The organism is Paenibacillus sambharensis, assembly GCF_003233845.1.
Taxonomy (GTDB): domain Bacteria; phylum Bacillota; class Bacilli; order Paenibacillales; family Paenibacillaceae; genus Paenibacillus_I; species Paenibacillus_I sambharensis.
Genome location: NZ_QKRB01000055.1, coordinates 113,384 through 137,728, shown reverse-complemented (window position 1 = coordinate 137,728; position 24,345 = coordinate 113,384). Strand labels below are relative to the sequence as shown.

Annotated in this window: 21 protein-coding genes; 20 read left to right on the top strand and 1 reads right to left on the bottom strand. The window is 55.3% G+C overall.

Translation table 11 applies throughout. The features are described from left to right. Positions 1 to 32 precede the first annotated feature (32 nt). Complete coding sequence (locus DNH61_RS20625) at positions 33 to 1,211, top strand: class I SAM-dependent methyltransferase (RefSeq protein ID WP_111148716.1); 1,179 nt, start codon at positions 33 to 35, stop codon at positions 1,209 to 1,211. Positions 1,212 to 1,260: 49 nt separating this feature from the next. Here the strand turns inward: DNH61_RS20625 and DNH61_RS20620 are convergent, their stop codons facing one another. Beyond that, a complete protein-coding gene (locus DNH61_RS20620) occupies positions 1,261 to 1,497 on the bottom strand; it encodes a DUF2626 domain-containing protein (RefSeq protein ID WP_111148715.1) in 237 nt (78 codons plus the stop codon). 271 nt (positions 1,498 to 1,768) lie between these two features. Here DNH61_RS20620 and DNH61_RS20615 point away from each other — a divergent pair, with 271 nt between their 5' ends. The 19 genes from DNH61_RS20615 to murA all read left to right on the top strand — a co-directional run bounded on the left by DNH61_RS20615 (position 1,769) and on the right by murA (position 24,287). After that, positions 1,769 to 2,413: an RsfA family transcriptional regulator gene (locus DNH61_RS20615; protein WP_111148714.1), complete on the top strand. Its 645-nt coding sequence runs from the start codon at positions 1,769 to 1,771 to the stop codon at positions 2,411 to 2,413. A 105-nt stretch (positions 2,414 to 2,518) separates the two neighbouring features. Then, positions 2,519 to 3,493, top strand: a complete 975-nt coding sequence (locus tag DNH61_RS20610) for a ketopantoate reductase family protein (RefSeq protein ID WP_181438807.1) — start codon at positions 2,519 to 2,521, stop codon at positions 3,491 to 3,493. After that, positions 3,468 to 3,872 (top strand): DUF3397 domain-containing protein, encoded by a 405-nt coding sequence (locus DNH61_RS20605; RefSeq protein WP_111148712.1) that lies wholly within the window; start codon positions 3,468 to 3,470, stop codon positions 3,870 to 3,872. The genes DNH61_RS20610 and DNH61_RS20605 overlap by 26 nt, the downstream gene beginning before the upstream one ends. 142 nt (positions 3,873 to 4,014) lie before the next feature. Next, on the top strand, positions 4,015 to 5,679 hold the full coding sequence (gene bshC / locus DNH61_RS20600; RefSeq protein ID WP_111148711.1) for a bacillithiol biosynthesis cysteine-adding enzyme BshC: 1,665 nt from the start codon (positions 4,015 to 4,017) through the stop codon (positions 5,677 to 5,679). A gap of 84 nt (positions 5,680 to 5,763) precedes the next feature. Beyond that, positions 5,764 to 7,026 (top strand): adenosylhomocysteinase, encoded by a 1,263-nt coding sequence (locus DNH61_RS20595; RefSeq protein ID WP_111148710.1) that lies wholly within the window; start codon positions 5,764 to 5,766, stop codon positions 7,024 to 7,026. A 372-nt stretch (positions 7,027 to 7,398) separates the two neighbouring features. Next, positions 7,399 to 7,746 (top strand): DUF3243 domain-containing protein, encoded by a 348-nt coding sequence (locus tag DNH61_RS20590; RefSeq protein ID WP_111148709.1) that lies wholly within the window; start codon positions 7,399 to 7,401, stop codon positions 7,744 to 7,746. Positions 7,747 to 7,893: 147 nt separating this feature from the next. Continuing rightward, the gene (gene mraZ / locus DNH61_RS20585) at positions 7,894 to 8,331 is read left to right on the top strand and encodes a division/cell wall cluster transcriptional repressor MraZ (RefSeq protein WP_111148708.1); all 438 of its coding nucleotides are present in this window, start codon (positions 7,894 to 7,896) and stop codon (positions 8,329 to 8,331) included. A gap of 50 nt (positions 8,332 to 8,381) precedes the next feature. Continuing rightward, positions 8,382 to 9,332, top strand: a complete 951-nt coding sequence (gene rsmH, locus DNH61_RS20580) for a 16S rRNA (cytosine(1402)-N(4))-methyltransferase RsmH (protein ID WP_111148707.1) — start codon at positions 8,382 to 8,384, stop codon at positions 9,330 to 9,332. 135 nt (positions 9,333 to 9,467) lie between these two features. Continuing rightward, positions 9,468 to 9,869 (top strand): cell division protein FtsL, encoded by a 402-nt coding sequence (gene ftsL2 / locus DNH61_RS20575; RefSeq protein ID WP_111148706.1) that lies wholly within the window; start codon positions 9,468 to 9,470, stop codon positions 9,867 to 9,869. 9 nt (positions 9,870 to 9,878) lie between these two features. Next, positions 9,879 to 12,155, top strand: coding sequence for a penicillin-binding transpeptidase domain-containing protein (locus DNH61_RS20570; protein ID WP_111148705.1), 2,277 nt, complete (start codon positions 9,879 to 9,881; stop codon positions 12,153 to 12,155). 130 nt (positions 12,156 to 12,285) lie between these two features. Continuing rightward, positions 12,286 to 14,232 carry a stage V sporulation protein D gene (locus tag DNH61_RS20565; protein ID WP_111148704.1) on the top strand — a complete coding sequence of 649 codons (1,947 nt, stop codon included), beginning with the start codon at positions 12,286 to 12,288 and terminating at the stop codon, positions 14,230 to 14,232. A gap of 45 nt (positions 14,233 to 14,277) precedes the next feature. After that, entirely contained in the window at positions 14,278 to 15,762 is a 1,485-nt protein-coding gene (locus tag DNH61_RS20560) for a UDP-N-acetylmuramoyl-L-alanyl-D-glutamate--2,6-diaminopimelate ligase (RefSeq protein ID WP_111148703.1), read from the top strand. Next, positions 15,759 to 17,171, top strand: coding sequence for a UDP-N-acetylmuramoyl-tripeptide--D-alanyl-D-alanine ligase (locus tag DNH61_RS20555; protein WP_146241104.1), 1,413 nt, complete (start codon positions 15,759 to 15,761; stop codon positions 17,169 to 17,171). The genes DNH61_RS20560 and DNH61_RS20555 overlap by 4 nt, the downstream gene beginning before the upstream one ends. Before the next feature lie 14 nt (positions 17,172 to 17,185). Beyond that, on the top strand, positions 17,186 to 18,148 hold the full coding sequence (gene mraY / locus DNH61_RS20550; protein WP_111148702.1) for a phospho-N-acetylmuramoyl-pentapeptide-transferase: 963 nt from the start codon (positions 17,186 to 17,188) through the stop codon (positions 18,146 to 18,148). An 84-nt stretch (positions 18,149 to 18,232) separates the two neighbouring features. Continuing rightward, positions 18,233 to 19,663, top strand: a complete 1,431-nt coding sequence (gene murD / locus DNH61_RS20545; protein WP_111148701.1) for a UDP-N-acetylmuramoyl-L-alanine--D-glutamate ligase — start codon at positions 18,233 to 18,235, stop codon at positions 19,661 to 19,663. A 44-nt stretch (positions 19,664 to 19,707) separates the two neighbouring features. After that, entirely contained in the window at positions 19,708 to 20,805 is a 1,098-nt protein-coding gene (gene spoVE / locus DNH61_RS20540) for a stage V sporulation protein E (protein ID WP_111148700.1), read from the top strand. 5 nt (positions 20,806 to 20,810) lie between these two features. Then, on the top strand, positions 20,811 to 21,920 hold the full coding sequence (gene murG, locus DNH61_RS20535) for an undecaprenyldiphospho-muramoylpentapeptide beta-N-acetylglucosaminyltransferase (protein ID WP_111148699.1): 1,110 nt from the start codon (positions 20,811 to 20,813) through the stop codon (positions 21,918 to 21,920). Positions 21,921 to 22,082: 162 nt separating this feature from the next. Continuing rightward, positions 22,083 to 22,988: a UDP-N-acetylmuramate dehydrogenase gene (murB, locus tag DNH61_RS20530; protein WP_111148698.1), complete on the top strand. Its 906-nt coding sequence runs from the start codon at positions 22,083 to 22,085 to the stop codon at positions 22,986 to 22,988. Between the two features lie 15 nt (positions 22,989 to 23,003). Then, complete coding sequence (gene murA / locus DNH61_RS20525) at positions 23,004 to 24,287, top strand: UDP-N-acetylglucosamine 1-carboxyvinyltransferase (RefSeq protein ID WP_111148697.1); 1,284 nt, start codon at positions 23,004 to 23,006, stop codon at positions 24,285 to 24,287. Positions 24,288 to 24,345: the final 58 nt, after the last annotated feature.

Below are 24,345 nucleotides of genomic sequence, written 5' to 3'. Positions count from 1 at the left end.
ACAGTAAAGTGCGACCGGAAAGAGGTGCTGGTATGGATAGAGAGACCTTGCTTCATGCGCGGATAAGGGACCGTATTACGGCAGAAGGAACTGCCGGCTGGCTGCTGGATGGATCGGGAAGGAAGCGGTATGTACAGGCCATCAGCTTTCGGGACTATATGGCGGAATGCCTGTATGCCGAAGGACTCGGCTATTACCGGGATGGGGCAGTGCGCGTGGGCAGGAAGGGTGACTTTTATACAAGTTCAGGCATTGGAAGCCTGATGGGCGATATGCTCGCTGACTACCTGAATAAGCATGCGTTAGCTGCCGGGAATCCTCTATACATTATGGAATGGGGGGCGGGAACAGGCAGGCTTGGCCTGCAGATGCTGGCCAGATGGAGGCTTATGGGAATGCAGGGAAGCAGGCTGCCTGTTTATAGGATGGTGGACTCCAGCAGGAGCCATCTCAAGGCTGCTTATCAGGCGGCAGCTGAGGAAGGGCTGGCAGAGCATATAAGGCTGCTGGAGCCTGACGAAGCATGGGAGCACCTGCGGGAAGCCGGGCAGGGAGCGGTTGTTATTGCGAATGAGCTGCTGGATGCTTTTCCTGTTCACAGGATTATCCAGCTGGGCGGCAAGCTGAAGGAGCTGGGAGCTGCGGTTTCAGACAGCGGAAATACTGATCCTTTTCGGGAATGTGTGCTGGAGGACATACGTCCGGAGGTGGAACAAGCGGTGCTCTGGCATGAGCTTGAGCTGCGGGAGCATCAAAGGGCGGAGCTGAATGTGGAAGGGATGAAGTGGCTGCAACGGCTGTGCCGGGTGCTCGGCAGCGGGATGATTATTCTGATCGATTATGGAGCTGAGGCGGAGGAGCTGACAGGCCCGCACCGGATGAACGGCACTCTGCTCTGCTATAAGCGGCATGTCGCCCACGATAATCCCTACAGGGACCCTGGCAGCCAGGATATAACGGCTCATGTTAATTTCACGGCTGTAAGGAAGGCGGCGGAGTCGGAGGGCTGGCAGGTGGCGGAATACTGCTCCCAGCAGCAGTTTCTAATCCGGGCGGGCATCCTTGATGAGCTGCGTGAGCATGACAATCCTGATCCATTCTGTCCGGAGGCAAGGCGCAACCGTGCGGTGCGCCAGCTGCTGCTGAGTGATGGGATGAGTGAGCGGTTTCAGGTAATGGTGCTGCGCAAGAACGAAAGAGGGGCAGTTTGACCGGGGTTCGCAAACCCCGTGTCAAACTGCCCCTTTTTGGCTTGGCGGATCAGAATGGGAGACCCATCTCGAAGACCGACCAATATGTGAATCCGACAAATGAAATAATCATATATCCCCAGAACATCAATATGTATGTGCGTTCCGAGAAATTCAAGTAGCCCAACAGGACGAAAACAGCTGTCTGGAAGAAAAACAACATTGCCATCTCGATCATATGACCTGCAAAGGCCATCAGGCCGATGACAAGTGTCCAGAAGCCAAGTACCCGAAACATACGTGCCACGCATTCAGCCCCCTCTCGTATCGCACGATCTGATTACTACACAACATTATAACGCCGCGGCTTGTTCGATGTAAACTGTTTCGGCTTGAAAATGAAAAAGATTTTGCCGAATTATGATTTTTATCATGGCAAGTATCCCCGGATTTGTCCTTCCGCATGTATGAGCCTCACAAAAAGTGGATATACATTTTAGTATGCGATAGATTCTATGAACTCTACCAAGGGCATAGTGATAAAGTAAGCGTCTTTTACGTTAGGAGGTTATCAATGCATGACAGCAGTCAGACAAGATGCGTGGAGCCCGGATGACGATATGATCCTGGCGGAAGTCACGCTGCGGCATATCCGAGATGGCAGCACGCAGCTTGCGGCTTTTGAAGAGGTCGGGGAACGAATCGGTCGGACATCCGCAGCCTGCGGATTCCGGTGGAACAGCTGTGTACGCAAGCGCTATGAGGAAGCGATCCAGCTGGCCAAGCAGCAGCGGCAAAAGCGGAATTATATGAAGAAGCAGTCGGCGTCGGCCGTTCCGCATGTATCAGCGGTTGTTCTGGATACAGAAGACCGCTCGTACAAGAGCGAGATCGCCGGTGAAGAGACGCTGACAATGGATGCGGTCATCCGCTTCCTCAGACAGTGGCGAAACGCCTATCAGGACCTGAACCGCCAGATCAAGACGCTGGAGAAGGAACTGAAGGAGAAGGATGAGGAAATGTTTGACCTGCGGGTAGAGAATGAACGCCTGACACGCGAAGTGAACAATGTACAGACGGACTATCGCTCGGTCAACGATGATTACAAAACACTCATCCAAATCATGGACCGGGCCCGCCGGCTGGCGGTTCTGAACGAAGAAGAGGATACGAAGCACCGGTTCAAGATGGATGCCAACGGCAACCTTGAACGAATTGAATAACCAGGCAGCGCGGCAGAAGCATTCCGTTAAAGTATACGGAGTGCTTTTTCTTTTGGCTTATGTCCTTTTTTGTTACAATAAGCTGGAAGATTGGGGGCGGTAGTCTTGCGGTTTCATATTATTGGCGGGGGAGCGGTCGGTCTCTCCTATGCGGGCCGGCTGGCTTTGGCAGGAAGTCCGGTCATGGTCTGGACAAGGACTGCGGGGCAGGCCGGCATGCTTGCGGCTGAGGGGATTGTTGTTGTGGGCAGCAGCGGAACGGTAGCTGCAGCACCCGTTCAGGCGGCCGCAGCGGCGGAATATCCGTCCTGGCGCGAAGCAGACAAGCGGGGCGGGGCTGAATGCCTGCTGCTTACAGTCAAGCAGACTCATATAAGTGATCCCGTGCTGCTGAGGCTGATCCAGGAGCTTGCGGCGGAGAGGCTGCCAGTGCTGTGCCTGCAGAACGGGGTTGGACATATCGAGCACCTTCAGTCTGAGCTTCCTGGTATAACCTTCATCCCGGCGGTAACAACGGAAGGCGCGCTGAGACAGGATGGCAGAACGGTTCAGCTGACGGGTCAAGGTGAGCTGCATATGGGAGAGAGCAGGGATGCGCAGTGGCAGAAAATGTTGCTGAATACGCTGAACGAGGCAGGAATAGCAGCGTTTATGTCGAAAGACATCAACAATCGAATCTATCGCAAACTGCTGGTTAACGCCGTTATTAATCCGCTGACTGCTCTGCTTGGTGTCCGGAACGGTGAACTGCAGCAGCAGCCCGGAGTCCCGGAGCTGATGAAGAAGCTCCATGAGGAGACGATGGCAGTTCTCCTCGCGGCAGGGCTGCCTGAAACTGGTCATGAGTGGGAGGAGCTGCTGACGGTTTGCGAGAAGACGGCAAACAACCGCTCATCTATGCTTGCGGATATCCGGAACGGGAGGCAGACCGAGATCGCTGCCATCAACGGCGGAGTCGTGAAGCTTGCGGAGAAGCTTGGCATGGCCGCGCCGCTTAACCTGGCGCTCGTGGACTTAGTCGCAGCGGTTGCAGAGCAGAGCGGGAAGGGGCGTAATGCTGGTGGGGACGATACTGGCTAGTATCCAGACGATATATGCAGTGATGGCTGTGATGCCGATTATACCTTTTATCGCGGTATATTTCGGTTACGCGGCCTACAAGAAGGACCGTAAGAAGGGCTTCCGGCTGGCGATGGATGTAACAACATTCCCATTGATCGGCTGCGTGGCTGTATTATTTAATGAAGTGTTCAGCACGAGGTTTGGCTTCTATGGCATTCTGCTTGTACTGCTTATCGGCGGCGGGCTGCTAGGCAATCTGCAGTACCGGGCCAAGGGGGAAGTGAATGCGAAGCGGATCGCAAGAGCTGTTTGGCGGCTCAGCTTTTTTGTCATGAGTGCGATGTACCTGCTGCTTATGGTCATTGGGATCGGGCAGGCGTTCTGGAAGGTGATTTGAACGGAAGCCGAACATAAGCATCCATAAATCTACATATACATATGCACATACATATTGGTATCATTATTTTTTTTGACGTTACTCTCTCGCGTTGTGTACAATCAAGGCATACTCGCGCATAACAGGAGGTTCAGGGCATATCATGAATGTTGAAACGCTGACTGTGCCGGTTGGCCACCCCCTGCCCTACGCCTATATAAACCGTAAAGATGCAGCGCTTGAGCAGCATTTCGGCGGCCACCCGGCGAACCCGGAGGATTGGCGCCGGAGGGCGGAGCTGCTGCGCTCTAATGAGCGGCCTAAGGCCGATCCCCAGAAGGTTGCAGCCGTGCTGCTGGCGTTCAACCGGCGTTATGGCTGCTCCAGACTGACAGAGGATCACATTGCTGCTGTAGGCAGCGGTGCATTTACGGTAGCGGGCGGCCATCAGGCCTGCTTATGGACAGGACCTGCCATGGTTATACATAAAGCTGTATCGATTATTAATGCGGCCAAATATGCGGAGCGCGAGCTCGGACAAAGGGTCATACCCGTATTCTGGATTGCCGGTGAGGACCATGACTGGGATGAGGCGAACCATGCTTATGTAATCGGTTCGGGGTATGAGCTCAGCAAGCTTTCGGCCGGCCGGCCGGAGCATCCGCGCACCTCGGTCACCCGTACGGAAGTCGTTCCGGCTGTATGGCGGGAGCAGATCCAGCAGCTGGCGGACACGCTTCCGGACACCTTATTCAAGCCGGAGCTGCTTGGTATGCTGGAGAAGGCTGCAGAGCAGGCTAGCACATTAACGGATCTGTTCGCTTCACTGCTTACCGTACTGTTTGCAGGTGAGGGTCTGGTGCTGCTCGATGCGGATGACCCGGCGCTGCGCAAGCTGGAGGCGCCAATGTTCGAACGCATGCTGAGCGAGGGCGGCCGGCTGGAACAGGCTTATACATCCGCTGGCGAACAGCTTACGGCTATGGGCTATCCGCTTCAAGCAGAAGCACAACCGAACTGCGCCCATCTGTTCCTGTATCGTGATGAGCGCCTGGTCCCCGCTGAACGCCAGCTGGCGGGTGAACGTATTCTGCTCTATCGTGGAGAGATGGGCTATACCGACCGGAAGGAAAGCTTCGCCATTGCGCCAGACAAGCTGCTGGATGCAGCCGGCCGGTGGCCCGAGCTGTTCAGCAATAATGTGCTGACGCGCCCGCTTATGCAGGATTATCTGCTGCCGGTTCTGGCCACCGTGCTGGGGCCGGGCGAGATTGCGTATTGGGCACAGACAACTGAAGCCTTCCGCGTATTCGGAATGAGCATGCCGCTCGTTGTGCCGCGGACCTCCTTTACCGTCACAGACAGCTCGATCGAGAAGTGGATGGATCACTTTGGAATCAGCATGGAAGAGGCTCGTGCAGGACTGGATGAGCGGAAGAAAGCTTGGCTGAACAGCCAGGATGACTGGCAGCTGGATGAAGTGTTTGCACGGACTGAGCGGGAGTTTGAAACGATCTACGCTCCGCTGCTGGATAAGCTGCCGCAGGTGGAGAAGGGCCTGGTATCCATTGGCGCAGACAATAAAGAGCGCATCCTCGCCCAGATCCGTTATCTGCACGGCAAGGCCAAGGAAGCACATGAACGGCGGCATGACACAGAGCTCAGCCGCTGGGACCGCATCAGCATATGGATTCAGCCGGAAGGCAAGCCGCAGGAGCGCGTGCTTAATCTGACCGTGTTCTGGAACCGGTATGGTTCCCGCTGGCTGGAGGAGCTGCTGGGCGTTCCTTTCGATCCGGCGGGCGGGCATTATCATATCCGGCTATAGCCGGTATTATTTATCTCAGCAGGTGGATAGGATAACAAGCACATGGGCGCCGGTAACGGCAGCTAATCAGGGAGGATCAGATAAATGAGTGCAGTGAACAACAGTATTGTGACAGATATGGGACTGGCCCGCGAAGGGCATCTGAAGATTGATTGGGTACAGGCCCATATGCCGGTATTAAACAAGATCCGCGAGCAGTTTGAGAAGGAGCAGCCGTTCAAGGGGCTCCGCGTTGCAATCTCGCTTCATCTGGAAGCGAAGACTGCCTATCTGGCTAAGGTAGTCAAGGCAGGCGGAGCGGAAGTGGCGATTACGGGCAGCAACCCGCTCTCCACGCAGGATGATGTGTGTGCAGCGCTTGTAGAAGATGGCATTACGGTGTTTGCCAAGTACAATCCTGATCCGAAGGAATACAAGGAGCTGATGGTGCGGACTTTGGAGACGAAGCCGGACCTTATTATTGACGACGGTGGTGACCTCGTCACTATTCTGCATTCGGAGCGGACGGATCTGCTTGCAGGTGTCCGGGGGGGTGCGGAAGAGACGACTACAGGCATTCTGCGCCTGAAGGCGATGGAGAAGGAAGGCTCGCTGAAATTCCCGATGGTCGCTGTTAACGATGCATTCTGCAAATATTTGTTCGATAACAGGTACGGTACCGGTCAATCGGTGTGGGACGGCATTAACCGGACGACCAACCTGGTTGTCGCGGGCAAGACGGTTGTCGTCGTCGGCTATGGCTGGTGCGGCAAGGGCGTAGCGATGCGTGCAAAGGGGCTCGGCGCCAACGTTATTGTTACCGAAATCGATGCCATCAAAGCGGTTGAAGCCTACATGGACGGGTTTGCCGTCATGCCGATGATCGAGGCCGCCAAGCAGGGCGACTATTTTGTAACCGTAACAGGCAACCGGGATGTTATCCGCGGCGAGCATTACGAAGTGATGAAGAATGGTGCAATCCTGTCGAACGCAGGCCACTTCGATGTCGAAGTGAACAAGCCGGAGCTTGAGGCGATGTCGACAAGCATCCGCACGGTTCGCCGCAACATTGAAGAGTACAAGCTCAAGGACGGCAGAAGCATTTATCTGCTTGCTGAGGGCCGTCTCGTAAACCTGGCTGCAGGAGACGGGCATCCGGCAGAAATCATGGACATGACGTTTGCCCTCCAGGCGATGTCTCTGAAGTATGTTAATGACTGCTATCAGAAGATCGGCAACCAGGTCGTGAATGTTCCTTACGAGCTGGATGAGCAGGTGGCACGGATCAAGCTGGCTTCGCTTGGCACGGATATTGACCGGCTCTCCGAGGAGCAGAAGCAGTATCTCGACAGCTGGCAGGAACACTGAGGCAAGCCTTGTGAATTAATAACAGGGAGAAGAGGTGCCCATAAATCATCGAAGATGATACTGGTGCATCGTGGAAAATAGGCAGAAGGCGCCGCTGGGAGCGAGATCCAGCGGCGCCTTTTTTACTGTTAACTTTGATCGGCCACGGCACACCGATATGGGCTTTTGAATGAGTGAGTACAGTATGGGGCCACAAGATGAAGCTGCAAGAAAAAGTCCACACCATGTTTGCTACCATTTGAGTCAGCCTCTTTTTTTTATATAAAAATGTGTCAAGTGCGGCTCCGTGAGGAAACTCTCATTATGGTTACCTTTCACTTCCAAAGGTTATTTAATAATGTGCAGATCTTACACTACAAGGAGGCGTTACAGATGAACGAACGTAACCATGTAATGGAAAAAGACGGCAGTGTTCAAACGAATAACGTAGATGAGGCCATCGCGAAGATCAAGCCGGAACAGAAGGATGAGATACTCAGCAATTTCGATACGTTTATCAATTATCTCGGCAAGCGTGTTCAGCTGGGACAGAAGCTGGGCCTTGGCGAGGAGCAGCTGGCGAAGACAGCGGAGAAGGTAGCGGATTACCTGGCAGCCAATGAGGAGCCGCGTAACCGTGAGGAGAAGCTGCTGCAAGAGCTGTGGAAGGTAGGCGACAAGGAACAGCGCCATATGCTCGCGCATATGCTGGTCCGTCTGGCTGACCAAGCGAAGTCCTAAATGATGAGAGATTTTTAACCTCATAAAATAATTCAAAAAAATCCTGCTCTCGGAGCAGGATTTTTATTTTAGGTGGCGAATATTTCATCCGGAGTGGAGAAAAGTGGGGCAAAGTGGTGATTGTGGGGGAAGGGGTGGAGCGGCCGGATGTTTATGGGAGAATTTCAGCATAACATTGATGATAAAGGCCGGCTGACCATTCCCGCGAAGTTCCGCGAAAACCTCGGCGCCCAGTTTATCGTCACCCGTGGACTCGATAACTGTTTATTCGTTTATCCGATGAGTGAGTGGAGTGTGCTGGAGCAGAAGCTGAAGTCGCTGCCGCTGATGAAGTCGGATGCGCGGGCGTTCTCGCGGTTCTTCTTCTCAGGAGCGACCGAATGCGAGCTCGACAAACAGGGAAGGGTAAATTTACCGAATCATTTGTGTGAATATGCCAAGCTCGATAAGGATTGCGTTGTAATCGGCGTGTCCAATCGGGTGGAGGTATGGAGCAAGGCGATCTGGGAAGGTTACTACCAGCAATCGGAGGAAACCTTTAATGAAATCGCCGAGAAGCTGGTTGATATGGACTTCAACTTCTGACAGAAGGCCCCGATTCGGAACACTATAAAGCCGGGAGGGCTAAGATTCCGATGTTTGAACATGTTACGGTGCTTAAGGAAGAAGCAGTGGAGGGCCTGTCTGTTAAGCCGGGCGGCATCTATGTGGATTGTACGCTTGGCGGTGCAGGGCACAGCGAGCTGATCGCGTCCAAGCTGGGAGACGGCGGACGCCTCATCGCGTTCGATCAGGACGACTCAGCTCATGAGAATGCGAAGCAGCGGCTGGCGCCTTACATACATAAGGTAACACTGGTCAAGAGCAATTTCAGGTATTTGGAAGCGGCTTTGAAGGAAACAGGCGTGCCGATGCAGGATGGCGTGCCGCAGGTGGATGGCATTTTGTTCGATTTGGGTGTATCGAGTCCACAGCTTGATGAAGCCGAGCGGGGCTTCAGCTATAACCATGACGCGCCGCTTGATATGCGGATGGATCAGTCGGAGACACTTACAGCCAGAGAGATTGTTAACGAGTGGGAAGAACGTGAAATCTCCAAAATCCTGGACTGGTACGGTGAGGAGCGTTTTGCCCGGAATATTGCCAAGAAGATCGTGAAAGCCCGTGAAGAAGGGCCAATCGAGACAACGGGACAGCTCGCTGAGCTGGTTAAAGCCGGTATCCCGGCCGCTGCCAGACGAACAGGCGGACATCCCGCCAAGCGTTCGTTCCAGGCGCTGCGAATTGCTGTCAATGACGAGCTCAAGTCTGAAGAGGAAGCGCTGCTGCAGGCTGTAAGATGTTTGAAGCCGGGCGGGCGTGCATCTGTCATCACCTTTCATTCTCTTGAGGACCGGATCTGCAAGCAGATTTTTGCGAAATTTGTAGAAAAATGCACCTGTCCGCCGGATTTCCCGCTCTGCGTATGCGGCAGCAACGGTCAGCTCAAGCTGGTCAACCGCAAGCCGATTGTACCGGGGCCAGAGGAGCTCGAGAGTAATCCGCGGGCAAGATCCGCCAAGCTGCGTATTGCCGAGAAGCTGTAGAAGCGAAGGCAGGGGAGCAAAGGTGACAGCTCCCGTCTGCCTGTATCTGTCGCCATTTTCATCCGACAACGGATGATTATTTAATAGCATTACTTATTTATGACCTAATATTTTTGAAGGGGGCAAACTAATTTTATGGCTTACATGCACGGTAACCTGGCTATGCAGCCGAAGAAGCAGCCTGAGCACCGCCCGTCCGTCCAAGAGCGCAAGCGAGTCGTGGTCCGCAAGAAGACACTGCCGGTGCAGGAGAAGCTGCTCTACCTGTTCACCATCTTCATGTGTGTAGTGGTGGCAGGGGTTATCATTTTCCGTTATGCGCAAATCTATCAGCTGAATGTTGAAATCAAGGAGCTTACGAGGGATCAAAGTGCGCTGATGCTGGAAATCCGTGAGCTGCAGAAGCAGGTTGAAACCTTGAGTGATCCGGGTACGATTATCGAAAAAGCGAAGCAGTCCGGGATGGTGAAATCCGAGGAACCGGTCATTGCAGTCGAAATCGGCGATCGGAACAGCCAGACGGCCATGCGGGAGTAGGTGGCTGGGATGACGAAACGAATAAAGCTTCGCACGCTTCTTATAGGGGGGATCATGACCCTCCTTTTTGTTATTCTGCTCGGCCGTGTCTATTTTGTTCAAGTGGTTAACGCTGACCTGTGGTACGAGAGGGCGAAGGATTCCTGGGCCGCCTTTCAGAAAATACCGGCCACCCGCGGAACTATTACGGACCGCAACGGGAATGTGCTGGCTATGGATGTAGCAGGGTACACGGTAGCCGTCAATCCCGAGATTATTAACAAGCTTGGCATTGCCGACCAGGTGGTGAGCGGGCTCCATACGCTGCTGGGCAAAGAGCAAAGCGAGCTGCGGGATGCCGTCACGAAGAAGGACGAAGACGGGAAGTACTATCGTCACCGAGAGCTTGGCAGAGAAGGCAAGAAGCTCGACAAGGAGATGGAAGAGAAGATCGTTGCATTCCGCGAGGAGCTGCAGAAGCTGACGGATGAGAAGGACGTTGGCATCTACCTGATTGAGGAGCAGAAGCGCTACTATCCGAATGACCGGAGAGCCTCCCATTTGCTTGGTTATGTCAATAAGGAAGGCGAAGCGGTAACGGGCATGGAGCTGTCGCTGAATGAGGAGCTCGCAGGCACGGACGGCAAGCTCGTATATGAACGGGACGGGCGTCAGGTCCAGCTGTCCAATGGCGAAGTCGAGTATGTTCCGGCACAGGACGGCAGCAATGTGGCCCTGACCATCGATAGAGAGATCCAATATTATGTGGAGAAGGCTATTAAGGAAGCGTACGACAAGTATAAGCCGAAGAGCATAACCGCGATTGCAGCAGATCCGAATACGATGGAAATTCTCGGCATGGCCAATTATCCGAATTATAACCCGAATGAATATTGGACGATGAAGCCAGGGGCGGATTATAACTATGCCGTTCGTGCCCTGCTGGAACCGGGCTCTACCTTCAAGACGGTTACGCTGGCAGCGGCCGTAGAGGAAGGGGTTTTTAATCCGGATGAGACTTATAAGTCTGGCAGCCGCTATATCGGGGGAAGAACGATCAACGACCATCAGCGCGGCGGCTGGGGAACCATTACGTTCCTGGAAGGGCTGAAGCGGTCAAGTAACGTAGCTTTCATTGAGCTGGGTTACAACAAAATGTCGACCGAGACGCTGATGAAATATATTACAGCATTCGGCTTCGGGGCTAAGACAGGGCTGGAGATCGGCGGAGAGAGCACCGGCATGGTGAAATACCGGTATGAGAGTGAGAAGGCGACGCTGACCTACGGGCAAGGTACGGTTCAAGTGACCCCGATTCAGCAGGTCGCCGCGATTGCAGCCATAGCGAACGGCGGTAAGCTGATGCAGCCGCATATTATCAAAGAAATCGAGGACCCGGTAACGAAGAAGAAACAGGTCACACAGCCTAAGGTGGTCCGCGAGGTAATAACAGAGGATACTGCCCGCAAGGTAGGCGAGTACCTGGAGCAGGTCGTCTCCGACCAGGAGATTGGCACGGGCAAGAACGCATATATTGAGGGTTATCGCGTCGCAGGCAAGACCGGTACGGCCCAGAAGGTAACGAGCTCGAATAAGAGCGGTTATGCAGATGACAAATATATCGTCTCCTTCATCGGCTATGCGCCGGTTGAGAACCCGCAGATTGTGGTTTATGTCGTAGCAGATGAACCGGAAGGTGACTCTGTTGGTGGTGGTTCGGTTGCCGCACCAGTGTTCAAGGAAATTGTGGAACAGAGCCTGCGCTATATGGGCGTGACGCCGTCGAATGCCATCAAGGCGGAGGCGGCTGGGCGGAAGGACAGAGTGCTGACAGCTCCCGATTTGACCGAGCTTAAAGTGTCGCAGGCCAAGTCGGAGCTTAAGGCGAACGCCATGACCTATGAGGTTGTGGGAAGCGGAACGACAGTTCTGCAGCAGGTTCCGAAGCCGGGTACGGCCATGGCCTCCTTCCAGCGGATTTATCTGATCACGGAGGAGCGGAGCAAGCTGCCGGTGCCGAATGTGAGGGGATTGTCGCTGCGGGATGCCCTTGAGGTATGCTCGCTGCTGGAAATGCGCTGTATAACCGAGGGCGAAGGCTTTGTTACTTCTCAGATGGTGGCCAAGCAGCAGGGTGAGCGGGTCTTTAAGCTGGTACTGGAGCCGCCCGGCGAAGCGATTGTGCAGCCGGAGCCTGCCGGAAGTGCTGCTGCGACCTCAGAGCCGGCAGGAGCTGCCGGAGGTGAGGCGGCGCAGGCGGGAGGCGAAGCGGGCACAACGGATGAGAGTCCGCCGCCGTCAGGCTGATCCGGGAACGGCAATTAAATACCGGCAAGGGTCCCATCGCACAAGGGTTGTTCTAATGAATACCTCGTCCGAATAGGCTGGAATGGAAGCGGCTTTCGCGGAAATTTCGGCGTTCGGAGGAGGATATAGCATGAAAATATCTGGGGTAACGGTCAGGCGCCGCTTGTTCTTTATACTGCTGGGCGTCATAGCCGCTTTTATGGCGTTGGTGTTTCGTTTGGGGTATGTGCAGCTTGGTATCGGCAAGGAGCTTTCGGAGAAGGCTGAGAACTCGTGGCGCAGAGAAATTCCATTCACAGCCAAGCGGGGAGAAATCCTCGACAGAAACGGCATTCGTCTGGCGTACAACATCAGTTCTCCGACCATTATGGCGATTCCGGTTCAGGTGGAGGATGCGAGGACGACGGCTGCCAAGCTGGCCAAGGTGCTTGATCTGAAGGAAGAGACGGTATACGGGTTGATCACCAAGAAGGAGAGAATCGTCCGCATTCAGCCCGGAGGCCGAAAAATCTCGACGGAGAAAGCACAGGAAATCCGCGAGCTTGCGCTTCCGGGCATTGTTGTGGCAGAAGATAACAAGCGATACAATCCTTATGGCAGTCTGGCGGCTCATATACTGGGCTTTACCGGGATCGACAACCAGGGCCTAACCGGTGTGGAGCTTACCTATGACAAACGTCTGAGCGGCATGTCAGGCCACATCTCCTATCTGTCGGATGCCAAGGGTGATTTGATGCCCGGCTCTACGGATACTTACCAGAAGCCGCGGGATGGTCTGAATCTGCAGCTGACCATAGACAAGCAGGTGCAGACGATCATGGAGCGTGAGCTTGACCAGGCCATGGTGCAGCATCAGCCCAAGCAGATCATTGCCATTGCGATGGATCCGGGAAGCGGTGAAATATTGGGCATGGCCAGCAGGCCGACCTATGAACCGGACAAATTCCGGGAGGTGCCTTCCGAAGTATATAACCGGAACCTTCCGATCTGGATGACATACGAGCCAGGGTCCACATTCAAGATTATTACGCTGGCTGCTGCGCTGGAAGAGAAGAAGGTAGACCTGCACAACGAGACGTTCTTTGACCCGGGTGCTATTGAGGTTGGCGGGGCGAGGCTGCGCTGCTGGAAAAGAGGCGGGCACGGCAGCCAGACCTTCCTGCAGGTCGTGGAAAATTCATGCAACCCGGGTTTTGTTACACTGGGTCAGCGTTTGGGTAAAGAAAAGCTGTTTGACTATATCAAGGGCTTCGGCTTCGGAACGAAGACGGGAATCGATCTGCGGGGCGAGGAGAACGGGATCCTGTTCAAGCTCGATCGGGTGGGGCCGGTGGAGCTGGCGACGACTTCATTCGGCCAGGGCGTATCGGTTACCCCGATCCAGCAGGTGGCCGCCGTGTCGGCGGCTGTCAATGGCGGGACACTCTATAAGCCGCATGTAGCCAAAGCATGGATTAACCCGGAGACGGGCCAGGTTGTGGACACCATTGAACCTGAAGCGGTGCGGAAGGTAATCTCGGAGGAGACATCGAAGCAGGTGCGGGAGGCGCTGGAAAGCGTTGTAGCCAAAGGCACCGGACGCAATGCGTTTATTGACGGCTACCGGGTAGGCGGCAAAACAGGCACCGCCCAGAAGGTCATCAACGGCCGGTATTCGGCCGATGAGCATATTGTCTCATTCATCGGCTTTGCGCCGGCAGACAATCCGAAGCTCGTCGTATATGTGGCAGTCGATGACCCGGAAGGCATTCAGTTCGGCGGCGTCGTGGCTGCGCCAATCGTCCGCAGTATCATGGCGGATGCGCTTGTCGCGCTAGGCGTTGAGCCCCGCAAGGACCAGGTGGAGCGGGATTACAAATATGGCGAAACGCCGATTGTTGAAGTGCCGAATCTGGTCGGCAAGAGTGTGTCCGAGATCTACGAGGATCTGAACATGAATTTCAATTTATCGTCAGCCGGTACCGGCAGCTATGTGATCCGGCAGGCTCCGGCGGCAGGCGAACGGGTGGAGCGAGGTTCTACCATACGCATTTATTTGGGCAAGGAAACGCCTGAAAATCATAACCATGGATCATAATGAGACTAGAAGGTTCTAGATGAACCCTATAATGGAGGAATAGATATGCTGCTGAGTGAATTGGCGGGTCTCCTGCTTACTTCCCGGCTTGAGGGGGAAGACATCACCGTTACCGGGCTGCAGACGGATTCGCGCAAAGTGAAGCCGGGTAATCTCTTTATCTGCCTGCCGGGTCATACCGTGGATGGTCACGATTACGCCGGGCAGGCGGTTGCCGGGGGGGCTGCTGCGCTGGTCGTGGAGAGGCTGCTGCCGCTTCAGGTGCCGCAAATTATTGTGAAAAGCTGCCGCCTTGCAATGGCAGCAATGGCAGACCGGTATTACAGGCAGCCTAGCCGGCAGATGAAGGTTATCGGAGTAACCGGGACTAACGGCAAGACGACTACCACCTATCTGATCGAACGGATTATGCAGGGAGCAGGCCGCAAGGCAGGGGTGATCGGCACCATCGAGCGCCGCTACGACGGCAAAGCATATCCGATGTCGGGAACGACGCCTGAAGCGCTTGAGCTGCAGGGGTATCTGGCCGAGATGGCTGACGCAGGCACGGAGTACTGTGCGATGGAGGTTTCCTCCCATGCCCTTGAACAGGGACGGGTTAAGGGCTGCCGCTTCAAGACGGCGGTGTTCACGAATCTGACGCAGGATCATCTCGACTACCACGGGACAATGGACCGGTATGCTGCAGCGAAAGAGCTGCTGTTTGCCCGGCTTGGCAATACATTTGGCGCAGATCCGGATGAACGGGTAACGGCCGTGCTTAACGCGGACGATGAAGCGTCAGCGGCATACGCCCGGGCTGCTGCTGTTGAGGTAATTACATACGGTGTCGACAGCGAAGCGGATGTGCGTGCGGTTAACATCCGGATTACCGCGCAAGGGACGTCCTTCCATGTGCGTACGTTCAAGGGAGAGACGGATGTAACCCTGCAGATGGTCGGCAAGTTTAATGTCTATAATGCACTTGCGGCTCTGACTGCCGCGCTTGCGGAGGGCATTTCACTTGAAGAAGCCAAGGCGAGTCTGGAAGCTATTCCGGGTGTGCCGGGACGCGTTGAGGCGGTTCAGGCTGGCCAGGACTTTGCGGTCATCGTGGACTATGCGCATACCCCGGACGGACTGGAAAATGTACTCAGAGCAGTCCGTGAATTTGCGGAGCGCAAGGTCATCTGTGTGTTTGGCTGCGGGGGAGACCGCGACCGTACCAAGCGGCCGATTATGGGACAGATTGCGGCAAGCTATGCCGATTATGTCATTGTGACGTCGGATAATCCGCGTACCGAGGACCCGCAGGCCATTCTGGCAGATATTGAAGCGGGGCTTACGGAAAAAGGCGTCTCCGCTGACCGCTACATGCTGGAGATAGACCGGCGTGCAGCGATTCAAAAAGCGGTTGAAATGGCAAGCTCTGACGATGTAGTATTGATTGCGGGGAAAGGCCATGAAACCTATCAGATCGTCGGCAAGGAAATTCTCGACTTTGATGACCGGCAGGAAGCCAAGGAAGCGATAAGGAGATTACGCCCGTGATTAATCGAACGTTTACAGAGCTGGCAGGCATGTGCGGGGGGACACTTAACGGAGCAGCAAAGCAGCGGGGCGGTGAACGATTCAGCGGGGCAACCACCGACTCGCGCAGAGCCGCATCGGGCCAATTGTTTATCCCGCTTGCAGGGGAACGCTTTGACGGCCATGAATACGCTGCTGAATGCTTTGAGAGAGGGGCAGCCATTGCACTCTGGCAGCAGGACAGGTTGGTGCCGGATGAACTCAGCGCCATGCCTCTTGTATTCGTGCCGGACACGCTGGCTGCGCTGCAGAAGCTGGCAGCTTCGTACCGGAGGCAGCTCCCTGTAAAGATTGTCGGCATTACGGGCAGCAATGGCAAGACCACAACGAAGGATCTGGCAGCAGCCGTGCTTGCTGTCCGCTTCCGTGTACATAAAACCGAAGGTAATCTTAACAATCATATCGGACTTCCGCTTACCATTCTGGCAATGGATGAGACCGTGGACTATGCGGTGCTGGAGATGGGGATGAGCGGCTTTGGGGAAATCAGTCTGCTGACCCGCATTGCGCAGCCCCAGATTGCCTTAATTACCAACATTGGGGACGCGCATCTGCTGCAGCTTGGCTCGCGCGAAGGAATTACCAAAGCGAAGCTGGAGATCGCGGAGGGTATTACACCCGGCGGTGTCCTGCTGATCAATGGCGATGAACCGCTGCTGACCGGGACAACCGGGCAGATTACGCTGGCTGAAGATGTACGGGTGCAGACCTTCGGCTTCGGTGAAAGCTGTGACTGGCGGGCGGAGCCGGTAAGCATAGGCGTTCAGTCTTCCGCTTTCCGGCTGCGCTCGGCAGTGGAGGGTACGGCAGGCAGCGTAATGCTGGAGCTGCCCGTTCCCGGCCGCCACAACATTTCCAATGCTGCAGCGGCTGCTGCTGCAGGGCGCCTCTGCGGCTTGACGGAGGAGCAGATTGCCGCAGGGCTGGCCGGAGTACGGCTGACTGGCATGAGAATCGAATCGCTGCGGGCATTTAACGGGGCAACCCTGCTGAATGACGCGTACAATGCCAATCCTACCGCTGTCCGTGCGGCTATCAGTCTGGTCAGCGAGCTGTCTGGCTTCAATCGCAAATGGCTTGTGCTCGCGGATATGCTGGAGCTTGGACCTGAGGAGCAGCAGCTTCATTATGAGATCGGGGCGATGCTTAGACCCGGTGCGGTAGACCGGCTGCTGACCTATGGGCCGCTGTCCTGGCATACGGCTGAAGGGGCGAAGCCGCGGTTGGGTGAAGAGAATGTCCGGCATTTCGAAGATAAAGCTGCGCTGAATGACTATTTGCGGGAGCAGCTGAGATCAGAGGATCTCGTGCTTGTGAAGGGCTCGCGCGGCATGCGCATGGAAGAAACCGTTCAGGCATTAGAGCGGTGACAGGGGGAGTCGTCTTGGACATAAAGGTCATATTATTTGCGCTCGGTGCATCTTTCCTGCTAGCGGTTGTTCTCGGGCCTTTATTTATTCCGCTGCTGCGGAGAATGAAGTTTGGCCAGCAGATCCGCAGTGACGGGCCGCAGAGCCATTTGAAGAAGAAGGGTACGCCGACAATGGGCGGCATTATCATTATGCTGGCCATGGTCATTTCGTTTCTGAAATTCGCAGACCATACTATGGAGTTCTGGGTGCTGATTACCGCTTCGCTCGGGTTCGGTCTGATCGGCTTTTTGGATGACTATATCAAAATTGCCTTCAAACGGTCGCTTGGCTTGACGGCGAAGCAGAAGCTGTTCGGACAGCTGCTCTTCTCCATCATCATGTGCGTCCTGCTGTATCAAATGAACCACAGCACCGCCATTGCTGTGCCAGGGACAGATTTGAGCTTCGATCTGCAGTGGTTCTATTACATCTTTGTCGTCATTATCCTGTTTGCGACTAGCAATGCCGTTAACTTTACCGATGGTGTGGACGGCCTCCTGTCGGGGACGAGCGCTGTTGCGTTCGGCGCTTTCATCCTGATTGCACTGCAAACGGCCGAATATGAATCAGTTGTCTTCTCGGCCGCTATGATCGGTGCTGTACTGGGCTTCCTGGTTTACAATGCGCATCCGGCCAAGGTGTTCATGGGGGATACAGGTTCGCTCGGTATCGGTGGCGGGCTTGCCGCGGTAGCGATTCTGACGAAGGCTGAGCTGCTGCTGATCGTGATCGGCGGTGTGTTCGTACTCGAGATGCTTTCGGTTATTCTGCAGGTCGGCTCCTTCAAGCTGCGGGGCAAACGAATCTTTAAGATGAGCCCGATTCATCACCACTTTGAACTGTCGGGCTGGTCGGAGTGGAAGGTTGTTACTTCCTTCTGGGCGGTCGGCATTCTGTTTGCGGCAGCCGGACTTGCACTCTACCGCTTGATGTAACAGCGGCACGGCGGCAGTTGTTCTGCCAGCCGAATCTACCACAGTCAGCAGCCTTGCTGCTTTCCAACACGAAGGAGTGTCACCATGAATCATCCGCAAACCTACCGCGGCCGGCGCGTCGTCGTGCTCGGTCTTGCCAAGAGCGGCGTCAGTGTCGCCAAAGTATTTCACTCATATGGAGCAGCTGTTGTTGTAAATGACCAAAAAGAGAGGGAAAAGTGTCCCGAAGCATCAGAGTTGGATGCTTTGGGCATTTCTGTCATCTGTGGAGGCCATCCCGAAGACTTGATTACAGAGGAAACCGCGCTGCTCATTAAGAATCCGGGCATACCGTATCATGTCGGACCCGTCCGTGCCGCGGAAGCGCTGGGTATCGAGATTGTGACCGAGGTGGAGGTTGCCTACTGGCTGTCCCCCGCGCCGATTATCGGCATAACCGGTTCGAATGGCAAGACGACAACCACAACCTGGACCGGCAAGCTGATGGAGGCGGCTGGCATGAAGCCGATCGTGGCGGGCAACATCGGCCGTCCGCTATGCGAGGCTGCTGAAGAAGCGACCGCTGACCAGTGGGTAGTGGCGGAGCTGAGCAGCTTTCAGCTGAAGGGTACCTCAAGCTTCAAGCCTCGCGTCGCAGTGCTGCTTAACCTGGCGGAGACCCACCTGGATTACCATGGGGACATGGACGACTATGTGGCCTCCAAGGCCAGGCTGTTCGCGAATCAGACCTCCGAGGACACAGCCGTACTGAACTGGGATGACCCGGTATGCCGCAGGCTGGCGGAAATGCTGCAGGCTCGTCTGCTTCCGTTTGCCGCTTATCAAAGGCTGGACTCCGGCGTTTATTTGGAGCCTCCTTACCCGGCTGCAGGTGAAGTGGATAAGGCAGCTGTGGACAGCAGGCAAATTGTCTGGAAGTCGGATAAGGGCGTAATCAGGATAGCTGCAGCAGCGGAGCTGGGGATACCAGGGAGGCATAACGCGGCCAATGCGCTCGCGGCAGTCGCAGCCGTGCTGGCTGCTGGAGCAGATCCTAAGCTGCTGGCCGAGCCGCTGCGGAGCTTCCGTGGAGTCGAACACCGGCTGGAGTATGTCGGCTCGTTCCGGGGTGTGGCTTATTACAATGATTCAAAAGCCACGAATCCGACCGCAACAACAATGTCCGTAGGGTCTCTTAAAGAGCCGATCGTGCTCATTGCAGGCGGACTTGACCGCGGCTCCGATTACATGGATCTGCTGCCCATGTTCAAGAGCCGGGTACGTGCTGTTGTGTCTATTGGACAGACGAGGGAGAAGATCAGCCGGGTTGCTGAGCTTGCAGGTTTAACGGAAGTGGTTACGGTCGATCCTTTGGAGGATGCCGAATCCACACTCCGTCAAGCGGTTCGTGAAGCAGCCGCGCTTGCGCGCCCTGGAGATGCCGTACTGCTGTCTCCTGCATGCGCAAGCTGGGATATGTTCCAATCTTACGAGCAGCGGGGGCGAATTTTTAAGGAATCGGCGCATACCTTGTAATAGAGGGCTAGTCCCTACTATTCATAGCAAGAGGTGTCGCTTAGATGACGAAAGCCCGCAAGGCCCCGGATATCTGGATGATTGCCGCCATTGCCTTCATATTGACGATGGGTATTGTCATGGTATACAGCGCCAGTGCCGTACTCGCGTTTCATGACTTTGGTGACTCTTATTATTATGTAAAACGGCAGCTGCTGTTCGCGGCGCTAGGAATCGGCGCGATGATCTTCACCGCCAATACAGATTACTGGGTGTGGCGCAGAATGGGTCTTGCCGCACTGCTGGTCTGTTTCGGTCTGCTGCTCCTCGTGCTTATTCCCGGCGTCGGCGTCGTGCGCGGCGGTGCGCGCAGCTGGCTTGGCATCAGCTCGTTCGGAATCCAGCCATCCGAGTTCATGAAGCTGGCGATGGTTATATTCCTGGCCAAATATTTGTCAGATAAGCAGCAGCTGATTGTTCACTTCACCAAGGGTCTGCTGCCTCCGCTGGGCATTATGGGTGCGGCGTTCGGCCTGATCATGCTGCAGCCTGATCTCGGCAGCGGAGCGGTTATGATGGGTGCGGCACTGCTGGTTATTTTTACGGCGGGTGCCAGGCTCAAGCACTTGATGTCGCTCGCGCTCGTGGGAGTAGCCGGGCTGGTCGGCCTGATCATAGCAGCTCCTTACCGGATGCAGCGTATAACAGCCTTTCTGGATCCCTGGCAGGACCCGCTCGGGGCCGGCTACCAGTCGATCCAGTCGTTGTATGCGATCGGTCCCGGCGGCCTGGTTGGACTCGGGCTCGGCATGAGCCGGCAGAAGTATAACTACCTGCCTGAGCCGCAGACCGATTTTATCTTCTCCATTCTGTCCGAGGAGCTTGGGTTTATCGGAGGCGCGGCGCTGATTATCTTGTTCCTTATTCTTGTATGGCGCGGCATGCGGACCGCCATAATGGCCCCCGACTTGTTCGGCAGCCTGCTTGCGATCGGCATTATTGGCATTGTGGCCGTGCAGGTTTTTATCAACATTGGCGTTGTCATCGGCATGATGCCAGTAACGGGCATCACACTGCCGCTTGTCAGCTACGGGGGTTCTTCACTGACCCTGCTGCTTACAGCGCTCGGCATCTTAATTAATATATCCCGATATTCGAGGTGAACCAGATGAAAGTTGTATTGACCGGCGGCGGCACAGGCGGGCATATCTATCCTGCAGTAGCGATCGGAAGACAGCTGCAGCGTGAAGAGCCGGGAACTGAGCTGCTGTATATCGGGACTGGGCGCGGTCTGGAAAGCCGGATCGTGCCAGAGCTCGGGATACCGTTCGAAGCGGTGGACATTACCGGCTTCAGGCGCAAGCTTTCCCTGGATAATATAAAGACAATCATCCGGTTTGTGATAGGCGTCAGACGGGCCAGAGGCCTGCTCCGCCGTTTCAAGCCTGATGTGGTAATCGGTACAGGCGGATATGTATGCGGACCTGTCGTATATGCGGCAGCGAAGCTCGGCATTCCGACAGTGATTCATGAGCAGAACGTTGATCCGGGGCTGACCAATAAATTTCTGAGCCGATACGCGGACACGGTTGCCGTCAGCTTCGAGGAGTCGCTTAGCCGTTTCGGCAGCCGCAGCAAGGTGCTCCATACCGGTAACCCCTGCGCAACAAATGTGCTGCATGCCGATAGAGCGAAAGGCTTTAAGTCACTCGGGATTCCTGAGGGAAGCCGCCTTGTGCTGTTTGTCGGCGGCAGCCGGGGCGCGAAGGCCTTTAATGACACAATGGTGGAAATGGCACCGCAACTGGACGAGATACCGGGCGTCCAGTTTGTGTTTGTTACGGGAGAAACCTACTATGAGAAAACGAGCGGGCGGATCGCGTCCTTGAAGGGGGTGCCTTCTGACCGGCTGCATATTGTGCCTTATCTGAACAATATGGCCGAAGTGCTTGCGGCTTCGTCGCTTGTCGTCAGCCGTTCGGGCGCTTCGTCGCTTGCGGAAATTACGGCGCTTGGTGTTCCTTCCATCTTGATCCCCTCGCCGAATGTGACGGGCAATCACCAAGAGCCTAATGCAAGGAGTCTGGCAGATGCCGGTGCAGCCGTCATGATCTTGGAACGGGATCTTACCGGACAGAAGCTGCTTGCAGAGATCGGCGGCATTGTGGGCAGGGAAGACAGGCTGCAAGCAATGGGAGAAGCGGCGCGTAAGCTGGGCATGCCGCAATCCGCGAATGTTATAGCCTCCGAGATCAAGACGCTGATCAAGCGCAAATAAGAGGACTGTCCTGGGCGATTGTCACACTCCCTGTCATACGGGCATAAAATACCGTATAACTCGTGACAGCCGCCTGACGGCGAACGGTTTCCGCGCCTGAAGAGCCGGACGGAAGAGGCCTACGGCCCATTCCGCTCAATTCGAGCACAAGGAGGATCGACCATGGAGCAATTAATCGAACAATTGAAAGAAGCCGGTGCAGGTACCGTGCTGATCCAGGAGCCGCTTGCGGAGTATACCACCTGGAAAATCGGCGGGCCGGCGGATATCCTCGTCATACCAGAGACCAAGGAGGAGCTCATTGCCGCAGTCAAGCTGTTGTCTGCAAAGGGCCTGTCTTGGACGAACTTGGGTCGCGGCTCCAACATGCTGGTGAGCGATAAGGGGATCCGGGGCGTCGTTATTAAGCCCGGCAAAGGATTGGACTATGTCCGGTTTGAAGGTAATCAGGCTTACGCGGGGGCCGCCTACTCCTTTATCAAACTGTCCGTACTTGCAGGCAAAGAGGGGCTGACCGGACTTGAATTCGCGGGGGGAATTCCGGGCACGGTCGGCGGGGCCGTCTACATGAACGCCGGCGCACACGGGTCGGATGTGTCACGAATATTCAAATCGGCAGACATTGTACTGGGTTCTGGTGAATTGGTGCGCTGCGGGCTTGATGAGATGCAGTTTGCATACCGTCATTCCTTCCTCCATGATACGCCGGGCGTTGTTGTGGAGGCTGTGTTCGAGCTGCAGCCTGGGGACCGCAAGGAAATAGCGGCGGCCATGGCATCTTATAAAGACCGGAGGCTTCGGACCCAACCGCTCAAGATGGCTACTTGCGGCAGTGTGTTCCGCAATCCTCCAGGGGATCACGCAGCCCGCCTGATTCAAGAAGCCGGACTTAAAGGCTTCCAGATCGGCGGTGCTCAAGTATCCGAGCTGCATGCCAACTTCATCGTGAACACCGGGCAGGCGTCTGCCGAAGACGTCCTCACCCTTATGTCACATATCAAGCGGACGGTCCAGGAGCGCTTCGGCGTCGAGCTGGTACCTGAGGTGCTGGTGGTGGGTGAGCGGTAAATCGGAGGTGAAGCATTGGACAAATTGGTGATTGAAGGCGGCAAACCACTCTCCGGAACAATTGTCATCCAAGGTGCGAAAAATGCCGCTTTACCGATTCTGGCCGCAAGTTTGCTGGTGGATGGCACAGTGATCATTGATCAGGTGCCCAAGTTGCTTGATATTGATGTGATGCTGAGCATTCTGCGTGACCTCGGCTGCAGGGCCGAGCATATCGGGCAGTCGGTTGTGCTTGATACAGCATCGCTGCATTCTTCCCATGTGCCCGAGACGCTGATGAGGCAGATGCGATCGTCGATTTTTCTGATGGGGCCGCTCTTGGCCCGCTTTGGCCGGGTGGAAATCTACCAGCCTGGAGGATGCGCAATCGGAGAGCGCAAGATTGATCTTCATCTGCGCGGGCTGGAGGCGCTTGGTGCCGAAATTAAGGAAACAGGCAGCAGAATCATCTGCACGGCCGAGCGGCTGAAGGGTGCAGATATCGTACTGGACTTTCCAAGTGTTGGCGCAACCGAGAATATTATGATGGCCGCCGTGCTCGCAGAGGGAATAACCACCATCACCAATGCAGCCCGTGAGCCGGAAATCCAGGATTTACAACATTTTCTGAACCAGATAGGTGCAAAAATTCTCGGCGCCGGAACCGATACAATAACGATAGAGGGTGTCCGGTCGGTCGTGCCGTGCAGATACCGGATCATCCCGGACCGGATTGTGACGGGGACTGTAATGGTGGCCGCCGCAGCAACACGCGGGCAGGTAACCCTGCAGAACACAAACCCGGCTCACCTGACCTCTCTGATCCATGTTCTGCGCCGTGCAGGTGTTCAAGTCATAGTTGACGGTGATATAATAAAGGTCGGCGGCGCAAGCCGTCCCAAGGCGATAGACCGGATTGTAACAAATCCTTATCCGGCTTTCCCGACGGATCTTCAATCCCAGGTCATGGTGCTGCTGGCATTGGCGGATGGCACCAGCCTGATGAAAGAAACCATATTCGAAGGACGGTTCAAGCATGTGGATGAACTGGTAAGGATGGGTGCTGACATCAGGATTGACCAGAACTGTGCATTTGTACGCGGGGTTCCGCGCCTGTATGGCGCAACAGTGGAGGCTACGGATCTGAGGGCAGGAGCAGCGCTCGTTATCGCCGGATTGGCGGCACAAGGGCAGACAATCGTGGAGCAGGTTCATCATATCGACCGCGGATATGACGAGATTGAGACGCTCTTCAATCGTCTGGGTGCCAAAATTACGAGATACAGCGCGGCGCTTAATAACCGCGTGATTCCAGGCTGAGATCAGCTTCATTCCCGGTTTTCAGTAATGAGAACCGGATGTTTTTTCACGGAAGAAG